Source organism: Streptococcus mitis (genome assembly GCF_946190065.1).
Taxonomy (GTDB): domain Bacteria; phylum Bacillota; class Bacilli; order Lactobacillales; family Streptococcaceae; genus Streptococcus; species Streptococcus mitis_DE.
Genome location: NZ_CAMHZD010000011.1, coordinates 1 through 18,198, shown reverse-complemented (window position 1 = coordinate 18,198; position 18,198 = coordinate 1). Strand labels below are relative to the sequence as shown.

Annotated in this window: 18 protein-coding genes and 2 tRNA genes; 17 read left to right on the top strand and 3 right to left on the bottom strand. The window is 35.3% G+C overall.

The genetic code is table 11. The features are described from left to right. Window positions 1-16: 16 nt before the first annotated feature. From comC to rlmH, 3 genes are all read right to left on the bottom strand, one after another. Window positions 17-142 (bottom strand): competence-stimulating peptide ComC, encoded by a 126-nt coding sequence (gene comC / locus OCF96_RS06120; RefSeq protein ID WP_102211438.1) that lies wholly within the window; start codon window positions 140-142, stop codon window positions 17-19. A 165-nt stretch (window positions 143-307) separates the two neighbouring features. After that, window positions 308-381: transfer RNA gene (locus tag OCF96_RS06115), tRNA-Arg, on the bottom strand. A 43-nt stretch (window positions 382-424) separates the two neighbouring features. Further along, entirely contained in the window at window positions 425-904 is a 480-nt protein-coding gene (gene rlmH / locus OCF96_RS06110; RefSeq protein ID WP_055387775.1) for a 23S rRNA (pseudouridine(1915)-N(3))-methyltransferase RlmH, read from the bottom strand. A 184-nt stretch (window positions 905-1,088) separates the two neighbouring features. Here rlmH and htrA point away from each other — a divergent pair, with 184 nt between their 5' ends. The 17 genes from htrA to OCF96_RS06025 all read left to right on the top strand — a co-directional run bounded on the left by htrA (window position 1,089) and on the right by OCF96_RS06025 (window position 18,193). Then, complete coding sequence (htrA, locus tag OCF96_RS06105; protein WP_102211437.1) at window positions 1,089-2,270, top strand: serine protease HtrA; 1,182 nt, start codon at window positions 1,089-1,091, stop codon at window positions 2,268-2,270. Window positions 2,271-2,327: 57 nt separating this feature from the next. Then, on the top strand, window positions 2,328-3,086 hold the full coding sequence (locus OCF96_RS06100; RefSeq protein ID WP_261446694.1) for a ParB/RepB/Spo0J family partition protein: 759 nt from the start codon (window positions 2,328-2,330) through the stop codon (window positions 3,084-3,086). Between the two features lie 212 nt (window positions 3,087-3,298). Further along, a complete protein-coding gene (dnaA, locus tag OCF96_RS06095; RefSeq protein ID WP_004255267.1) occupies window positions 3,299-4,660 on the top strand; it encodes a chromosomal replication initiator protein DnaA in 1,362 nt (453 codons plus the stop codon). Window positions 4,661-4,818: 158 nt separating this feature from the next. Beyond that, a complete protein-coding gene (dnaN, locus tag OCF96_RS06090; protein ID WP_143952658.1) occupies window positions 4,819-5,955 on the top strand; it encodes a DNA polymerase III subunit beta in 1,137 nt (378 codons plus the stop codon). 64 nt (window positions 5,956-6,019) lie between these two features. Next, window positions 6,020-6,214 (top strand): DUF951 domain-containing protein, encoded by a 195-nt coding sequence (locus OCF96_RS06085; RefSeq protein WP_000285186.1) that lies wholly within the window; start codon window positions 6,020-6,022, stop codon window positions 6,212-6,214. An 84-nt stretch (window positions 6,215-6,298) separates the two neighbouring features. Then, entirely contained in the window at window positions 6,299-7,414 is a 1,116-nt protein-coding gene (gene ychF, locus OCF96_RS06080; protein ID WP_001218713.1) for a redox-regulated ATPase YchF, read from the top strand. 73 nt (window positions 7,415-7,487) lie between these two features. Then, window positions 7,488-8,057, top strand: coding sequence for an aminoacyl-tRNA hydrolase (gene pth / locus OCF96_RS06075; RefSeq protein ID WP_004255263.1), 570 nt, complete (start codon window positions 7,488-7,490; stop codon window positions 8,055-8,057). After that, window positions 8,058-11,561 carry a transcription-repair coupling factor gene (gene mfd, locus OCF96_RS06070; RefSeq protein WP_261446693.1) on the top strand — a complete coding sequence of 1,168 codons (3,504 nt, stop codon included), beginning with the start codon at window positions 8,058-8,060 and terminating at the stop codon, window positions 11,559-11,561. A 57-nt stretch (window positions 11,562-11,618) separates the two neighbouring features. Then, the gene (locus OCF96_RS06065; RefSeq protein ID WP_001234978.1) at window positions 11,619-11,885 is read left to right on the top strand and encodes an RNA-binding S4 domain-containing protein; all 267 of its coding nucleotides are present in this window, start codon (window positions 11,619-11,621) and stop codon (window positions 11,883-11,885) included. Further along, on the top strand, window positions 11,878-12,246 hold the full coding sequence (locus OCF96_RS06060) for a septum formation initiator family protein (protein ID WP_084950569.1): 369 nt from the start codon (window positions 11,878-11,880) through the stop codon (window positions 12,244-12,246). Before OCF96_RS06065 ends, OCF96_RS06060 begins: the two co-directional genes overlap by 8 nt. A gap of 4 nt (window positions 12,247-12,250) precedes the next feature. Further along, window positions 12,251-12,373, top strand: a complete 123-nt coding sequence (locus tag OCF96_RS06055; protein WP_000429336.1) for an SP_0009 family protein — start codon at window positions 12,251-12,253, stop codon at window positions 12,371-12,373. Then, entirely contained in the window at window positions 12,366-13,634 is a 1,269-nt protein-coding gene (locus tag OCF96_RS06050) for a serine hydrolase (protein WP_261446692.1), read from the top strand. The genes OCF96_RS06055 and OCF96_RS06050 overlap by 8 nt, the downstream gene beginning before the upstream one ends. After that, window positions 13,631-14,908, top strand: coding sequence for a tRNA lysidine(34) synthetase TilS (gene tilS / locus OCF96_RS06045; RefSeq protein ID WP_261446691.1), 1,278 nt, complete (start codon window positions 13,631-13,633; stop codon window positions 14,906-14,908). Before OCF96_RS06050 ends, tilS begins: the two co-directional genes overlap by 4 nt. Before the next feature lie 4 nt (window positions 14,909-14,912). Next, on the top strand, window positions 14,913-15,455 hold the full coding sequence (gene hpt, locus OCF96_RS06040) for a hypoxanthine phosphoribosyltransferase (protein WP_000892173.1): 543 nt from the start codon (window positions 14,913-14,915) through the stop codon (window positions 15,453-15,455). Between the two features lie 15 nt (window positions 15,456-15,470). Continuing rightward, window positions 15,471-17,429 (top strand): ATP-dependent zinc metalloprotease FtsH, encoded by a 1,959-nt coding sequence (gene ftsH / locus OCF96_RS06035; RefSeq protein ID WP_000744563.1) that lies wholly within the window; start codon window positions 15,471-15,473, stop codon window positions 17,427-17,429. 120 nt (window positions 17,430-17,549) lie between these two features. Further along, window positions 17,550-18,029 carry a sigma-70 RNA polymerase sigma factor region 4 domain-containing protein gene (locus OCF96_RS06030; protein ID WP_000471939.1) on the top strand — a complete coding sequence of 160 codons (480 nt, stop codon included), beginning with the start codon at window positions 17,550-17,552 and terminating at the stop codon, window positions 18,027-18,029. Between the two features lie 92 nt (window positions 18,030-18,121). Continuing rightward, window positions 18,122-18,193 (top strand) — tRNA-Glu (locus OCF96_RS06025). Window positions 18,194-18,198 lie beyond the last annotated feature (5 nt).

Genomic DNA, 18,198 nt, shown 5'->3' with positions numbered 1-18,198 from the left:
CTTTCTCCTTATTTCATTATTTTTTTCGTCGGAAAAGAAAATTAAGGAGGATGTCTGAAACCCTACTTTCCCCACCTTTAATTTCCTGCAAGTCTTTTTCCTTCAAGGCTACAAACTGTTCCAATTTAACTGTGTTTTTCATAATAAAATCTCCTTAAATGTTTTTTTCTTGTAAGCTAACTTACAAAAACTATTATACAAAATGGAATTTCATTTTAGATAAAATTCTCTCAACTGTCATTTTTTTCTCCCCAAGTGTACTTTTTTAAGAAAAAAGCCGGGAAAATTCCCAGCTTTGCTACTATATTGATCCCAGCAGGATTCGAACCTGCGACCGTTCGCTTAGAAGGCGAATGCTCTATCCAGCTGAGCTATGAGACCTAACACAACTATTCTACCAAAAATTCAATTAAAAGTCAATTTTCTATTTATGATAGGGGGATCCCTGCTGAATCGTAAAAGCGCGATAGATTTGTTCAACAAGGACTAGTCTCATTAACTGATGGGGCAAGGTTAAGCGACCAAAACTAACAGAAAGATTGGCTCTCTTTTTTACATCCTGTGCTAATCCCAGACTCCCTCCAATAATAAATGTAAGAGTAGAAAATCCTTTTATAGAAGCTTCTTCTAACTGCTTACTAAATTCTTCTGAAGAAAGTGTTTTCCCCTCAATGGCTAACACAATAACAAAATCACGGTCACCAACTTTTGATAAAATTCTCTGACCTTCTATTTCTAAAATCTTTTGATTTTCTAACTCACTAGCCCTATCTGGTGTTTTTTCATCTGCCAGCTCAATCATTTCAAGCTTAGCAAATCGAGAAATTCGTTTTGAATACTCTGAGATACCATCTTTTAAATACTTTTCTTTCAGTTTCCCAACTGTTACAACTTTAATTTTCATAACTCTATTCTAACATATTCTTTATTTTTTTCACATCTTATTCACAAAATAAAAGGTTAATTTTCACCTAGAAAACCACAGATTTTTAAAAGTTATCCACACTTTGTGAAAAACTTTTGTGTTTAAGTTATAATTAAGTTAGTCAGTTTATACTTTCAGTAATTTCAAACATATGGAGGCAAATATGAAACATTTAAAGACATTTTATAAAAAATGGTTTCAATTATTAATCGTTATCGTCATTAGCTTTTTTAGTGGGGCTTTGGGTAGTTTTTCAATAACCCAACTAACTCAAAAAAGTGGTGTAAGTAACTCCAACAACAATAGCACTATCACACAGACTGCCTATAAAAACGAAAATTCAACAACGCAGGCTGTTAATAAAGTAAAAGATGCCGTTGTTTCTGTTATTACTTATTCAGCAAATAGACAAAATAGCGTATTTGGTAATGATGATACTAATACAGATTCTCAGCAAATTTCTAGTGAAGGATCTGGGGTCATTTATAAAAAAAATGACAAAGAAGCTTACATTGTCACCAACAATCACGTTATAAATGGCGCCAGTAAAGTAGATATTCGCTTGTCAGATGGGACTAAAGTGCCTGGAGAAATCGTCGGAGCGGATACTTTCTCTGATATTGCTGTCGTCAAAATCTCTTCAGAAAAAGTGACAACAGTAGCTGAGTTTGGTGATTCTAGTAAGTTAACCGTAGGAGAAACTGCTATTGCTATTGGTAGCCCGCTAGGTTCTGAATATGCTAATACTGTCACTCAAGGTATTGTATCTAGTCTCAATCGAAATGTGTCCTTAAAATCTGAAGATGGACAAGCCATTTCTACAAAAGCCATCCAAACTGATACTGCTATTAACCCAGGTAACTCTGGTGGCCCACTGATCAATATCCAAGGACAGGTTATCGGAATTACCTCAAGTAAAATTGCAACAAATGGAGGAACATCTGTAGAAGGCCTTGGTTTCGCAATTCCTGCAAATGATGCTATCAATATTATTGAACAGTTAGAAAAGAACGGAAAAGTGACGCGTCCAGCTTTGGGAATCCAAATGGTCAATCTCTCCAATATTAATACAAGTGATATTAGAAGACTCAATATTCCAAGCAGTGTAACATCTGGTGTAGTTGTTCGTTCTGTACAAAGTAATATGCCTGCCAATGGTCACCTTGAAAAATACGATGTTATTACAAAAGTAGATGACAAAGAGATTGCTTCATCAACAGACTTACAAAGTGCTCTTTACAATCATTCTATCGGAGACACCATTAAGATAACCTACTATCGTAACAGTAAAGAAGAAACTACATCTATTAAACTTGACAAGAGTTCAGGTGATTTAGAATCTTAATTGACATCTATGTAAAGAAAACTTTACATAAGAGAAAAGATGTGTTAGTGTAGAATCATGGAAAAATTTGAAATAATTTCTATCACAGATATACAAAAAAATCCCTATCAACCTCGAAAAGAATTTGATAGAGAAAAACTACATGAACTAGCACAGTCTATCAAAGAAAATGGGGTCATTCAACCGATTATTGTTCGTCAATCTCCTGTGATTGGTTATGAAATCCTTGCAGGAGAGAGACGCTATCGGGCTTCACTTTTAGCTGGTCTAAGGTATATCCCAGCTGTTGTTAAGCAGCTTTCAGATCAAGAGATGATGATCCAATCTATCATTGAAAATTTACAGAGAGAAAATTTAAATCCAATAGAAGAAGCACGCGCCTATGAATCTCTTGTAGAGAAAGGATTTACCCATGCTGAAATTGCAGATAAAATGGGCAAGTCTCGTCCTTATATCAGCAACTCTATTCGCTTGCTGTCCTTGCCAGAACAGATCCTTTCAGAAGTAGAAAATGGCCAACTATCACAAGCCCATGCGCGTTCTCTAGTTGGGTTAAATAAGGAACAACAAGACTATTTCTTTCAACGGATTATATGTGAAGACATTTCTGTAAGGAAATTAGAAGCTCTTCTGACAGAGAAAAAACAAAAGAAACTTCAAAAAACGAATCATTTCATACAAAATGAAGAAGAACAGTTAAAAAAACTACTCGGATTAGATGTAGAAATCAAACTGTCTAAAAAAGACAGTGGAAAAATCATTATTTCTTTTTCAAATCAAGAAGAATACAGTAGAATTATCAACAGCCTGAAATAAGGCTGTTCTTTTATTTTTTTATCTCACAAGGTTATCCACTATTTTTTTCAAAAAAAAGCTTCATAAATCAACAGTTTCTGATTTTATCCCCAACCTGTGGATAAAACTTGATAACATTGTGGATTATTTTTCACAGCTTGTGGAAAATTCTTGCTATCTATGGTAAAATAAATCTAGCATTAAACTTTTAAATAGTAAAGGAGGAGAAAGGATTGAAAGAAAAACAATTTTGGAATCGTATATTAGAATTTGCTCAAGAAAGACTGACTCGATCCATGTATGATTTCTATGCTATTCAAGCTGAACTCATCAAGGTAGAGGAAAATGTTGCCACTATATTTTTACCACGATCTGAAATGGAAATGGTCTGGGAAAAACAACTAAAAGATATCATTGTAGTAGCTGGTTTTGAGATTTATGATGCTGAGATAACTCCCCACTATATTTTCATCAAACCTCAAGATACTACTGTCTCACAAGTTGAAGAAGCTCCAAATTCAACTCTTTATGACTATAGTCCAAAGTTAGCATCTATTCCTTATTCGGATACTGGATTAAAAGAAAAATATACCTTTGATAATTTTATTCAAGGGGATGGGAATGTTTGGGCAGTATCAGCCGCTTTGGCTGTTTCTGAAGATTTAGCCTTGACCTATAATCCTCTTTTTATCTATGGAGGACCTGGCCTTGGTAAGACTCACTTACTCAATGCAATTGGGAATGAGATTTTGAAAAATATTCCTGATGCGCGTGTTAAGTACATTCCTGCTGAAAGCTTTATAAACGACTTTCTTGAACATCTGAGACTGGGTGAAATGGATAAGTTCAAAAAAACCTACCGTAGCCTCGATCTCTTGTTAATTGATGATATTCAATCGCTGAGTGGAAAAAAAGTTGCAACTCAGGAAGAATTTTTCAATACTTTCAATGTTCTCCATAACAATCAAAAACAAATTGTTCTGACTAGTGATCGTAGCCCTAAACACTTAGAGGGCCTTGAAGAAAGACTTGTCACGCGCTTTAGCTGGGGCTTGACGCAAAACATCACACCACCTGACTTTGAGACACGTATTGCCATTTTACAAAGCAAAACAGAGAATTTAGACTACCATTTCCAAAGTGATACCCTAGAATACCTAGCTGGTCAATTTGATTCAAACGTCCGAGAACTTGAAGGAGCAATAAACGACATCACTTTAATTGCCAGAGTGAAGAAGATTAAGGATATCACTATCGATATCGCTGCAGAAGCTATTAGAGCTCGAAAACAAGATGTTAGCCAAATCCTCGTCATTCCAATTGATAAAATCCAAACTGAAGTAGGGAACTTCTATGGTGTTAGTGTCAAAGAAATGAAGGGAAGCAGACGCCTTCAAAATATTGTTTTGGCCCGTCAAGTAGCCATGTATTTATCTAGAGAATTAACAGATAATAGTCTTCCAAAAATTGGGAAGGAATTTGGTGGAAAAGATCACACAACAGTCATACATGCCCATGCCAAAATTAAATCTTTGATTGATGAAGACGATAATTTACGTTTAGAAATTGAATCCATCAAAAAGAAAATTAAATAACTTGTGGATAACTTTTACTTTATTATCTTTTTTATCCACATTTTTTAAACAAGCCAAAAAACTTGATATGACTTGTTTAAAGTCTGTTTTCCACAGATTTCACAGACCCTATTATTACTATTATCCTTCTAATACTAAAAATAAATAAAGGAGAATCCATGATTCATTTTTCAATTAATAAAAATTTATTTCTACAAGCCTTAAATACTACTAAGAGAGCTATTAGCTCTAAAAATGCCATTCCTATTTTATCAACCGTAAAAATTGACGTAACCAATGAAGGTGTTACTTTAATTGGTTCAAATGGTCAAATTTCAATTGAAAATTTTATTTCTCAAAAAAATGAAGATGCTGGTTTGTTAATTACTTCTTTAGGTTCGATCCTTCTTGAAGCTTCTTTCTTCATCAATGTTGTATCTAGTCTACCTGATGTGACTCTTGATTTTAAAGAAATTGAACAAAATCAAATTGTTTTAACCAGCGGTAAATCAGAAATTACCCTAAAAGGAAAAGATAGTGAACAATATCCACGAATCCAAGAAATTTCAGCAAGCACTCCTTTGGTTCTTGAAACAAAATTACTCAAGAAAATTATCAATGAAACAGCTTTTGCTGCAAGTACACAAGAAAGTCGTCCAATTTTAACAGGTGTTCATTTTGTATTGAGCCAACACAAAGAGTTAAAAACAGTTGCAACAGACTCTCATCGTCTAAGCCAGAAAAAATTGACTCTTGAAAAAAATAGTGATGATTTTGATGTCGTGATTCCTAGCCGTTCTCTACGCGAATTTTCAGCAGTATTTACAGACGATATTGAAACTGTAGAGATTTTCTTTGCCAACAATCAAATCCTCTTTAGAAGCGAAAATATTAGCTTCTATACTCGTTTGTTAGAAGGTAACTATCCTGATACAGATCGTTTGATTCCAACAGACTTTAACACTACTATTACTTTTGATGTGGTAAACTTACGCCAGTCAATGGAACGTGCTCGTCTTTTATCAAGTGCGACTCAAAATGGTACTGTGAAACTTGAAATTAAAGATGGGGTTGTTAGCTCCCATGTTCACTCTCCAGAAGTTGGTAAAGTAAACGAAGAAATCGATACTGATCAGGTTACTGGTGAAGATTTGACCATTAGTTTCAACCCAACTTACTTGATTGATTCCCTCAAGGCTTTAAATAGCGAAAAGGTGACCATTAGCTTTATCTCAGCTGTTCGTCCATTTACTCTTGTGCCAGCTGATACTGAAGAGGACTTCATGCAACTTATCACCCCAGTTCGTACAAATTAAGTGAAAGAGGTTGAGCCTAGCTCGCCTCTTTTATGATATAATCAAAAAAGAAAAGGAGAGTAGTATGTATCAAGTTGGAAATTTTGTTGAGATGAAAAAACCACACGCTTGTACAATCAAGTCAACTGGTAAAAAAGCAAATCGTTGGGAAATTACACGTGTTGGGGCAGACATCAAAATTAAATGTAGCAATTGTGACCATGTTGTCATGATGGGGCGCTATGATTTTGATCGAAAAATGAATAAAATTATTGACTGAAACCCCTCAGTTAGAGGGTTAGCAAGTTTTCCCTTTTTGTGTTATAATATTAGGGATTGAAATGAAAACGGAGAATGAGAAAATATGGCTTTAACAGCAGGTATCGTTGGTTTGCCAAACGTTGGTAAATCAACACTATTTAATGCAATTACAAAAGCAGGAGCAGAGGCAGCAAATTACCCATTTGCGACGATTGATCCAAACGTTGGAATGGTAGAAGTTCCTGATGAACGCCTCCAAAAATTGACGGAAATGATTACTCCTAAAAAGACAGTTCCAACAACATTTGAATTTACAGATATCGCAGGGATTGTAAAAGGAGCTTCAAAAGGAGAAGGGCTAGGAAATAAATTTTTGGCCAATATCCGTGAAGTAGATGCGATTGTTCACGTAGTTCGTGCTTTTGATGATGAAAATGTCATGCGCGAGCAAGGACGTGAAGATGCCTTTGTGGATCCACTGGCGGATATTGACACCATTAACCTGGAATTGATTCTTGCTGACTTAGAATCAGTTAATAAGCGTTATGCGCGTGTAGAAAAGATGGCACGTACGCAAAAAGATAAAGAATCAGTAGCTGAGTTTAATGTTCTTCAAAAGATTAAACCAGTCCTAGAAGATGGAAAATCAGCTCGAACTATTGAATTTACAGATGAAGAACAAAAAGTTGTCAAAGGTCTCTTCCTTTTGACGACTAAACCAGTGCTCTATGTTGCCAATGTGGATGAGGATGTTGTTTCAGAACCTGACTCTATCGACTATGTTAAACAAATTCGTGAATTCGCAGCGACAGAAAATGCTGAAGTAGTCGTTATTTCTGCGCGTGCTGAGGAAGAAATTTCTGAGTTAGACGAAGAAGATAAGCAAGAGTTTCTTGAAGCACTTGGTTTGACAGAGTCAGGCGTTGACAAGTTGACTCGTGCAGCTTACCACTTACTTGGATTGGGAACTTACTTCACAGCTGGTGAAAAAGAAGTTCGCGCTTGGACCTTTAAACGTGGTATGAAGGCTCCTCAAGCAGCTGGTATTATCCACTCAGACTTTGAAAAAGGATTTATTCGTGCAGTAACTATGTCATATGAGGATCTAGTGAAATACGGATCTGAAAAGGCTGTAAAAGAAGCTGGACGCTTGCGTGAAGAAGGAAAAGAATATATTGTTCAAGATGGCGATATTATGGAATTCCGCTTTAATGTCTAAAAAAAATTAATGAATAGTGTCAATTAGGTTGGAAAAAAATTCCAACCCTTTTGGCTTTTGAAAGGAAAAATAAATGACCAAATTACTTGTAGGATTAGGAAATCCAGGGGATAAATATTTTGAAACAAAACACAATGTTGGTTTTATGTTGATTGACCAACTAGCGAAGAAACAGAATGTCACTTTTACACATGATAAAATATTTCAAGCTGACCTAGCATCCTTTTTCCTAAATGGAGAAAAAATTTATCTTGTCAAACCAACGACATTTATGAATGAAAGTGGAAAAGCGGTTCATGCTTTATTAACTTATTATGGTTTGGATATTGAAGATTTACTCATCATTTACGATGACCTTGACATGGAAGTTGGAAAGATTCGCTTAAGAGCAAAGGGATCCGCAGGTGGTCATAATGGTATCAAGTCTATTATTCAACATATTGGAACCCAGACATTTAATCGTGTTAAGATTGGAATCGGAAGACCTAAAAATGGAATGTCAGTTGTTAACCATGTTTTGAGTAAGTTTGACAAGGATGATTATATTGGTATTTTACAGTCTATTGACAAAGTTGACGATTCTGTAAACTACTATTTACAAGAGAAAAACTTTGAAAAAACGATGCAGAGGTATAACGGATAAATGGTGGCCTTATTAGATTTATTCTCAGAAAATGATCAGATAAAAAAATGGCATCAAAAACTGACAGATAAGAAAAGACAATTAATGTTAGGATTGTCAACTTCTACAAAAGCTTTAGCAATTGCTAGTAGTTTGAGACAGGAAGATAAGATTGTGTTATTGACGTCAACTTATGGAGGAGCAGAAGGACTTGTTAGTGATCTTATATCTGTCTTGGGTGAGGAACTTATCTATCCATTTTTGGTAGATGACTCCCCTATGGTCGAGTTTTTGATGTCTTCACAAGAAAAAATCATTTCACGGGTTGAAGCCTTGCGTTTTTTGACTGATTCATCTAAGAAAGGGATTTTAGTTTGTAATATCGCAGCAAGTCGATTGATTTTACCGTCTCCCAATATATTTAAAGATAGTATTGTAAAAATAACAGTTGGTGAAGAATATGACCAACACGCACTTATCCATCAGTTAAAAGAGATAGGCTATCGAAAAGTTACACAAGTACAAACTCAGGGAGAGTTTAGTATACGAGGAGATATTTTAGATATTTTTGAAATATCCCAGTTAGAACCTTGCCGAATTGAGTTTTTTGGTGATGAAATTGATGGTATTAGGTTATTTGAAGTCGAAACACAATTATCGAAAGAAAATCAGACAGAACTCACTATCTTTCCAGCTAGTGATATGCTTTTGAGAGAAAAGGATTATCAACGAGGACAGTCAGCTTTAGAAAAACAAATTTCAAAAACGTTATCACCGATTTTGAAATCCTATCTAGAAGAAATTCTTTCAAGTTTTCACCAAAAACAAATACATTCAGATTCACGGAAGTTTTTATCTTTGTGCTATGAAAAGACATGGACTGTCTTTGACTATATTGAAAAAGATACCCCAGTATTCTTTGATGATTATCAGAAATTGATGAATCAGTATGAAGTCTTTGAAAGGGAGTTAGCACAATACTTTACAGAAGAATTACAGAACAGTAAAGCATTTTCTGAGATGCAGTATTTTGCAGATACAGAGCAAATCTATAAAAAGCAGAGTCCGGTTACCTTTTTCTCTAATCTGCAAAAGGGGTTAGGCAATCTCAAGTTTGACCAAATTTATCAATTTAATCAATATCCTATGCAGGAGTTTTTCAATCAATTTTCTTTTCTAAAAGAAGAAATTGAGCGATACAAAAAAATGGATTATACTATTATCCTGCAGTCTAGCAATTCAATGGGAAGTAAAACATTGGAGGATGTTTTAGAGGAATACCAGATTAAATTGGATTCTAGAGATAAGTCAAGTGTTTGTAAAGAATCTGTAAACTTAATTGAGGGTAATCTCAGACATGGTTTTCATTTTGTAGATGAAAAGGTTTTATTGATAACTGAACATGAGATTTTTCAAAAGAAATTGAAACGTCGTTTTCGAAGACAACATGTTTCAAACGCAGAGAGATTAAAAGATTACAATGAACTTGAAAAAGGAGATTACGTTGTTCACCATATCCATGGAATTGGTCAATATCTAGGGATTGAAACAATTGAAATCAAAGGGATTCACCGTGATTATGTCAGTGTTCAATACCAAAACGGGGATCAAATCTCTATCCCAGTGGAACAGATTCATCTACTTTCCAAATACGTTTCAAGTGACGGTAAAGCTCCTAAACTCAATAAATTAAATGACGGTCATTTCAAAAAAGCCAAGCAAAAAGTTAAGAACCAGGTAGAGGATATAGCTGACGATTTAATTAAACTTTATTCTGAACGCAGTCAGTTGAAGGGTTTTGCTTTCTCAGCTGATGATGAGGATCAACATGCTTTTGATGATGCCTTCCCTTATGTTGAAACGGATGATCAACTTCGTAGTGTTGAGGAAATCAAGAGAGATATGCAGGCTTCTCAACCAATGGATCGACTTTTAGTTGGGGATGTTGGTTTTGGGAAGACTGAAGTTGCTATGCGTGCAGCCTTTAAGGCAGTCAATGATCACAAACAGGTTGTCGTTCTCGTTCCGACGACGGTTTTAGCTCAACAGCACTATACGAATTTTAAGGAACGATTCCAAAATTTTGCAGTTAATATTGATGTATTGAGTCGCTTTAGAAGTAAAAAAGAGCAGACTGAAACACTTGAAAAATTGAAAAAGGGTCAAGTTGATATTTTGATTGGAACACATCGTGTTTTGTCAAAAGATGTTGTGTTTGCTGATTTGGGCTTGATGATTATAGATGAGGAACAGCGATTTGGTGTCAAGCATAAGGAAACATTGAAAGAATTGAAAAAACAAGTGGATGTCCTAACCTTGACCGCTACTCCAATTCCTCGTACCCTCCATATGTCTATGCTGGGAATCAGAGATTTGTCTGTTATTGAAACTCCGCCGACTAATCGTTATCCAGTGCAAACCTATGTTTTGGAAAAGAATGATAGTGTCATTCGTGATGCGGTCTTGCGTGAAATGGAGCGTGGAGGTCAAGTTTACTATCTTTACAACAAAGTTGACACGATTGACCAAAAGGTTTCAGAATTACAGGAGTTGATTCCAGAGGCTTCGATTGGTTATGTTCATGGGCAAATGAGTGAGATTCAGTTAGAAAATACTCTACTGGATTTCATTGAAGGTCAGTATGATATTTTGGTGACAACTACCATTATTGAGACAGGGGTAGACATTCCAAATGCCAATACTTTATTTATTGAAAATGCGGACCATATGGGCTTGTCAACCTTGTATCAATTAAGAGGAAGAGTTGGTCGTAGTAATCGTATTGCTTATGCTTATCTCATGTATCGTCCAGAAAAATCAATCAGTGAAGTTTCTGAAAAGAGATTAGAAGCTATCAAAGGATTTACAGAATTGGGTTCCGGATTTAAGATTGCAATGCGCGATCTTTCGATTCGTGGAGCAGGAAATCTCTTAGGCAAATCCCAGTCTGGTTTCATTGATTCTGTTGGTTTTGAATTGTATTCGCAATTACTAGAGGAAGCTATTGCTAAACGACATGGTAATGGGAACACAAGAACCAAAGGAAATGCCGAATTTCTTTTGCAAATTGATGCCTATCTTCCTGATACTTATATATCTGACCAACGACATAAGATTGAAATTTACAAGAAAATTCGTCAAATTGACAACCGTGTCAATTATGAAGAGTTACAGGAAGAGTTGATGGACCGCTTTGGAGAGTACCCAGACGTGGTAGCTTATCTTTTAGAGATTAGTTTGGTCAAATCATACTTGGACAAGGTCTTTGTTCAACGTGTTGAAAGAAAAGATAATAGAATTACAGTTCAATTTGAAAAAGTCACTCAACGACTGTTTTTAGCTCAAGATTATTTTAAAGCTTTATCTGCAACAAACCTAAAAGCAGCCATAGCTGAGAATAAGGGATTAATGGAAGTTGTATTTGATGTCCGAAACAAGAAGGACTATGAAATTTTAGAAGGTCTGCTCATTTTTGGAGAAAGTTTATTAGAGATAAAAGAGTCAAAAGAAGGCAATTCTCTTTAACATTTTTCTTCTATAAAATGGATAAAAATGGTACAATAATAATTTGAGGTAATAAAAATGAGATTAGACAAATATTTAAAAGTATCACGAATTATCAAGCGTCGTACAGTCGCAAAAGAAGTAGCAGATAAAGGCAGAATCAAGGTAAATGGAATCTTGGCAAAAAGTTCAACGGATTTGAAAGTTAATGACCAAGTTGAAATTCGCTTTGGCAATAAGTTGCTACTTGTAAAAGTACTAGAGATGAAAGATAGTACAAAAAAAGAAGATGCAGCAGGCATGTATGAAATTATCAGTGAAACACGGGTAGAAGAAAATGTCTAAAAATATCGTACAATTGAATAATTCCTTTATTCAAAATGAACACCAACGTCGTCGTTATCTGATGAAGGAACGACAAAAACGGAATCGTTTCATGGGTTGGGTTCTTATTTTGATGATTTTATTGTTCATTTTACCAACTTATAATCTTGCTCAAAGCTATTACCAATTACTCCAAAGACGTCAACAGTTATCAGACTTGCAAACTCAGTATCAAACCTTGAGTGAGGAAAAGGAGAAGGAAACAGCTTTTGCCACAAAGTTGAAAGATGAAGATTACGCTGCTAAATACATGCGTGCAAAATATTATTATTCTAAGAATCGGGAAGCCGTTTATACGATTCCTGACTTGCTTCCAAGGTGATGAAATGGAAAATTTATTAGATGTAATAGAGCAATTTTTGAGTCTATCGGATGAAAAGCTGGAAGAGTTGGCTGAAAAAAATCAATTATTGCGTTTACAAGAAGAAAAGGAAAGGAAGAATGCGTAAATTCTTAATTATTTTGTTGCTACCGAGTTTTTTGACCATCTCAAAAGTCGTTAGCACAGAAAAAGAAGTCGTCTATACTTCGAAAGAAATTTATTACCTTTCACAATCTGACTTTGGTATTTATTTTAGAGAAAAATTAAGTTCTCCTATGGTTTATGGAGAAGTTCCTATCTATGCGAATGAAGATTTAGTAGTGGAATCTGGAAAATTAACTCCAAAAACAAGTTTCCAAATAACCGAGTGGCGCTTAAATAAACAGGGAATTCCAATATTTAAGTTATCCAACCACCAATTTATAGCTGCGGACAAACGATTTTTATATGATCAGTCAGAGGTAACTCCAACAATAAAAAAAGTATGGTTAGAATCTGATTTTAAACTGTACAATAGCCCTTATGATTTAAAAGAGGTGAAATCATCCTTATCAGCTTATTCGCAAGTTCCGATAGATAAGACCATGTTTGTAGAAGGAAGAGAATTTCTACATATTGATCAGGCTGGATGGGTAGATAAGGAATCAACTTCTGAAGCAGATAATCGGATGAGTAAAGTCCAAGAAATGTTATCGGAAAAATATCAGAAGGATTCATTCTCTATTTATGTTAAGCAACTGACTACTGGAAAAGAAGCTGGTATCAATCAAGATGAAAAGATGTATGCGGCTAGTGTTTTGAAACTCCCTTATCTCTACTATACGCAAGAAAAAATCAATGAAGGTCTTTATCAGTTAGATACGACTGTAAAATACATATCTGCAGTCAATGATTTTCCAGGTTCCTATAAACCAGAAGGAAGTGGTAGTCTTCCTAAAAAAGAGGATAATAAAGAGTATTCTCTAAAAGATTTAATTACGAAAGTATCAAAAGAATCTGATAATGTAGCTCATAATCTATTGGGATATTACATTTCAAACCAATCTGATGCCACATTCAAATCCAAGATGTCTGCTATTATGGGAGATGATTGGGATTCAAAAGAAAAATTGATTTCTTCTAAGATGGCTGGGAAGGTTATGGAGGCAATTTATAATCAAAATGGATTTGTATTGGAGTCTTTGACTAAAACAGATTTTGATAATGAGAGAATTGCCAAAGGTGTTTCTGTTAAAGTAGCTCATAAAATTGGAGATGCGGATGAATTTAAGCATGATACAGGTGTTGTCTATGCAGATTCTCCATTTATTCTTTCTATTTTCACTAAAAATTCTGATTATGATACGATTTCTAAGATATCCAAAGATGTTTATGAGGTTCTAAAATGAGGGAACAAGATTTTTTAAATCATTTTCTCAAGAAGGGATATTTCAAAAAGCATGCTAAGGTGGTTCTAGCTCTTTCTGGTGGATTAGATTCTATGTTTCTATTTAAGGTGTTATCTACGTATCAAAAAGAGTTAGAAATTGAATTGATTCTAGCTCATGTGAATCATAATCAGAGAGTAGAATCAGATTGGGAAGAACAGGAATTAAGGAAGTTAGCTGCTGAAGCAGAGCTTCCTATTTATATCAGCAATTTTTCAGGAGAATTTTCAGAAGCGCGTGCACGAAATTTTCGTTATGATTTTTTTCAAGAGGTCATGAAAAAGACAGGTGCGACAGCCTTAGTCACTGCCCACCATGCTGATGATCAGGTGGAAACGATTTTGATGCGCTTGATTCGAGGAACTCGTTTGCGCTATCTATCAGGAATTAAGGAGAAGCAAGTAGTCGGAGAGATAGAAATCATTCGTCCCTTCTTGCATTTTCAGAAAAAAGACTTCCTATCAATTTTTCATTTTGAAGATACATCAAATAAGGAAAATCATTATTTTCGCAATCGTATTCGAAACTCATACTTACCAGAATTAGAAAAAGAAAATCCTAGATTTAGAGATGCAATCTTAAGTATCGGTAATGAAATTTTAGATTATGACTTAGCTATAGCTGAATTATCAAAAAATATTGATGTAGAAAATTTATATCAGCTATTGTCTTACTCTGAGTCGACACAAAGAGTTTTACTTCAAACTTATCTGAATCATTTTCCAGATTTGAATCTTACAAAAGCTCAGTTTGAAGAAGTTAGACAAATTTTAAAAACTAAAAGCCAGTATCGTCATCCGCTTAAAAATGGTTATGAATTAGTAAAAGAGTATCAACAGTTTCGGATTTGTAAAATCAGTCCTCAGTCTGATGAAAAGGAAGATGAACTTGTGTTACACTATCAAAATCAGGTATCTTATCAAGGATATTTATTTTCCTTTGGACTTCCTTTAGATGGTGAATTAATTCAGCAGGTACCTGTTTCACGGGAAACATCAGTACACATTCGTCATCGGAAAACAGGAGATTTTTTGATTCAAAATGGGCATAGAAAAAAACTCAGACGTCTATTTATTGATTTGAAAATCCCTATGGAAAAGCGAAAATCAGCTCTGATTATTGAGCAATTTGGTGAAATTGTCTCAATTTTGGGAATTGCGACCAGTAATTTGAGTAAAAACACGAAAAATGATATAATGAACACTGTACTTTATATAGAAAAAATAGATAGGTAAAAAAATGTTAGAAAACGATATTAAAAAAATCCTCGTTTCACACGATGAAATTACAGAAGCTGCTAAAAAATTAGGTGCTCAATTAACTAAAGACTATGCAGGAAAAAATCCAATCTTAGTTGGGATTTTAAAAGGATCTATTCCTTTTATGGCTGAATTAGTCAAACATATCGACACACATATTGAAATGGACTTCATGATGGTTTCTAGCTATCATGGTGGAACAGCAAGTAGCGGTGTCATCAATATCAAGCAAGATGTAACTCAAGACATCAAAGGAAGACATGTTTTATTTGTAGAAGATATCATTGATACAGGTCAAACTTTGAAGAATTTGCGAGATATGTTTATTGCAAGAGAAGCAGCTTCTGTTCACATTGCAACCTTGTTGGATAAACCAGAAGGACGTGTTGTAGAAATTGAGGCTGACTATACCTGCTTTACTATTCCAAATGAGTTTGTAGTAGGTTATGGTTTAGACTACAAAGAAAATTATCGTAACCTTCCTTATGTTGGAGTATTGAAAGAAGAAGTATATTCAAATTAGAAAGAACAATTTTTAATGAAAAAACAAAATAATGGTTTAATTAAAAATCCTTTTCTATGGTTATTACTTATTTTTTTCCTAGTTACAGCTTACCAGTATTTCAGTACAGGTAGTGTTGCAGGGAAAAGTGAGCAAATTAATTATACAGAATTGGTAAAAGAAATTACCGATGACAATGTAAAAGAATTAACCTACCAACCAAATGGCAGTGTTATCGAGATTTCGGGTGTCTATAAAAATCCTAAAACAAGTAAAGAAGAAACAGGTATCCAGTTCTTTTCTCCTTCTGCTACAACAGTAGAGAAATTTTCAAGTATTATTCTTCCTTCAGATACTACAGTATCAGAATTGCAAAAGCTTGCTTCTGACCATAAAGCGGAAGTAACTATTAAGCATGAAAGTTCAAGTGGTATGTGGATTAATATTCTTGTATCCATTGTGCCATTCGGTATCCTCTTCTTCTTCCTCTTCTCGATGATGGGAAATATGGGAGGAAATAATAGCCGTAACCCGATGAGTTTTGGACGTAGTAAGGCTAAAGCTGCAAATAAAGAAGATATTAAAGTAAGATTTTCAGATGTGGCTGGAGCTGAGGAAGAAAAACAAGAACTAGTTGAAGTTGTTGAATTTTTAAAAGATCCAAAACGATTTACAAAACTTGGAGCTCGTATTCCAGCAGGTGTCCTTCTGGAGGGACCTCCGGGAACAGGTAAAACTTTGCTTGCTAAGGCAGTCGCCGGAGAAGCAGGTGTTCCATTCTTTAGTATTTCAGGTTCTGACTTTGTAGAAATGTTTGTCGGAGTTGGAGCTAGTCGTGTTCGTTCTCTTTTTGAAGATGCCAAAAAAGCAGCACCAGCTATTATCTTTATCGATGAAATTGATGCTGTTGGACGTCAACGTGGAGTTGGTCTTGGTGGAGGAAATGACGAACGTGAACAAACCTTGAACCAACTTTTGATTGAGATGGATGGTTTTGAGGGAAATGAAGGGATTATCGTTATCGCTGCGACAAACCGTTCAGATGTACTTGATCCTGCCCTTTTACGTCCAGGACGTTTTGATAGAAAAGTATTGGTTGGCCGTCCTGATGTTAAAGGTCGCGAAGCAATCTTGAAAGTTCATGCTAAGAACAAGCCTTTAGCGGAAAATGTTGATTTGAAATTAGTTGCCCAACAAACTCCAGGTTTTGTTGGTGCTGATTTAGAGAATGTATTGAATGAAGCTGCTTTAGTCGCTGCTCGTCGCAATAAATCGATAATTGATGCTTCAGATATTGATGAAGCAGAAGATAGAGTTATTGCTGGACCTTCTAAGAAAGATAAGACAGTTTCACAAAAAGAACGTGAATTGGTTGCCTATCATGAGGCAGGACATACCATTGTTGGTCTAGTCTTGTCGAATGCTCGTGTTGTTCATAAAGTTACTATCGTACCACGCGGCCGTGCAGGTGGTTATATGATTGCACTTCCTAAAGAGGATCAAATGCTTCTATCTAAAGAAGATATGAAAGAGCAATTGGCTGGTTTAATGGGTGGACGTGTAGCCGAAGAAATTATCTTTAATGTCCAAACTACAGGAGCTTCAAATGACTTTGAACAGGCGACACAAATGGCGCGTGCAATGGTTACAGAGTACGGTATGAGTGAAAAACTAGGTCCAGTTCAATATGAGGGCAATCATGCTATGTTTGGTGCACAGAGCCCTCAAAAATCAATCTCAGAACAAACAGCTTATGAAATTGACGAAGAGGTTCGTTCATTATTGAATGAAGCACGAAATAAAGCTGCTGAAATTATTCAGTCAAATCGTGAAACTCACAAGTTGATTGCAGAAGCATTATTGAAATACGAAACATTGGATAGTACACAAATTAAAGCTCTTTACGAAACAGGAAAGATGCCTGAAACCGTAGAAGAGGAATCTCATGCATTATCTTATGATGAAGTAAAGTCAAAAATGAATGATGAAATATAACCCTGAGAGAGGCGTGACCTCTCTTTTTTGTGCAGTTGAGACGGTAAAGGAGACAGAATAGGCGAAATGGTCCCAATTAAGTTCTTGATTTGTTAGACTGTATCTAGAAAGGGGAACGTTATGTTTAAAGAATTATATGAAGAAGTCCAGGGGATTGTATATAAGTGTAGAAATGAATATCATCTCCATTTATGGGAGCTATCAGATTGGGACCAAGAGGGAATGATTTGCTTACATGAATTGATTAGTAGAGAAGAAGGAATAGTAGAAGATATCCCACGCTTACGTAAATACTTCAAAACTAAATTCCGTAATCGGATCCTAGACTATATCCGTAAGCAGGAAAGCCAGAAGCGTAGATATGATAAAGAACCCTATGAAGAAGTAGGTGAGATTAGTCATCGTATCAGTGAGGGAGGTATGTGGCTAGATGAGTATTATCTCTTTCATGAGACACTAAGAGATTATAGAAACAAACAAAGTAAAGACAAACAAGAAGAGTTAGAACGCGTCTTAAGACATGAACGCTTCCGAGGGCGTCAAAGAGTATTGAGAGACTTACGTATTGTGTTTAAGGAGTTTGATATCCGTACTCATTAGGGAGTCATACAAAAAAACATAAAAAGTTTAAAAAAGTTGTTGACAAGTCAGAAAAAGTCTGTATAATAGTAAGAGTTAAAAATAACAACTCTGGTCCGTTGGTCAAGGGGTTAAGACACCGCCTTTTCACGGCGGTAACACGGGTTCGAATCCCGTACGGACTATGGTA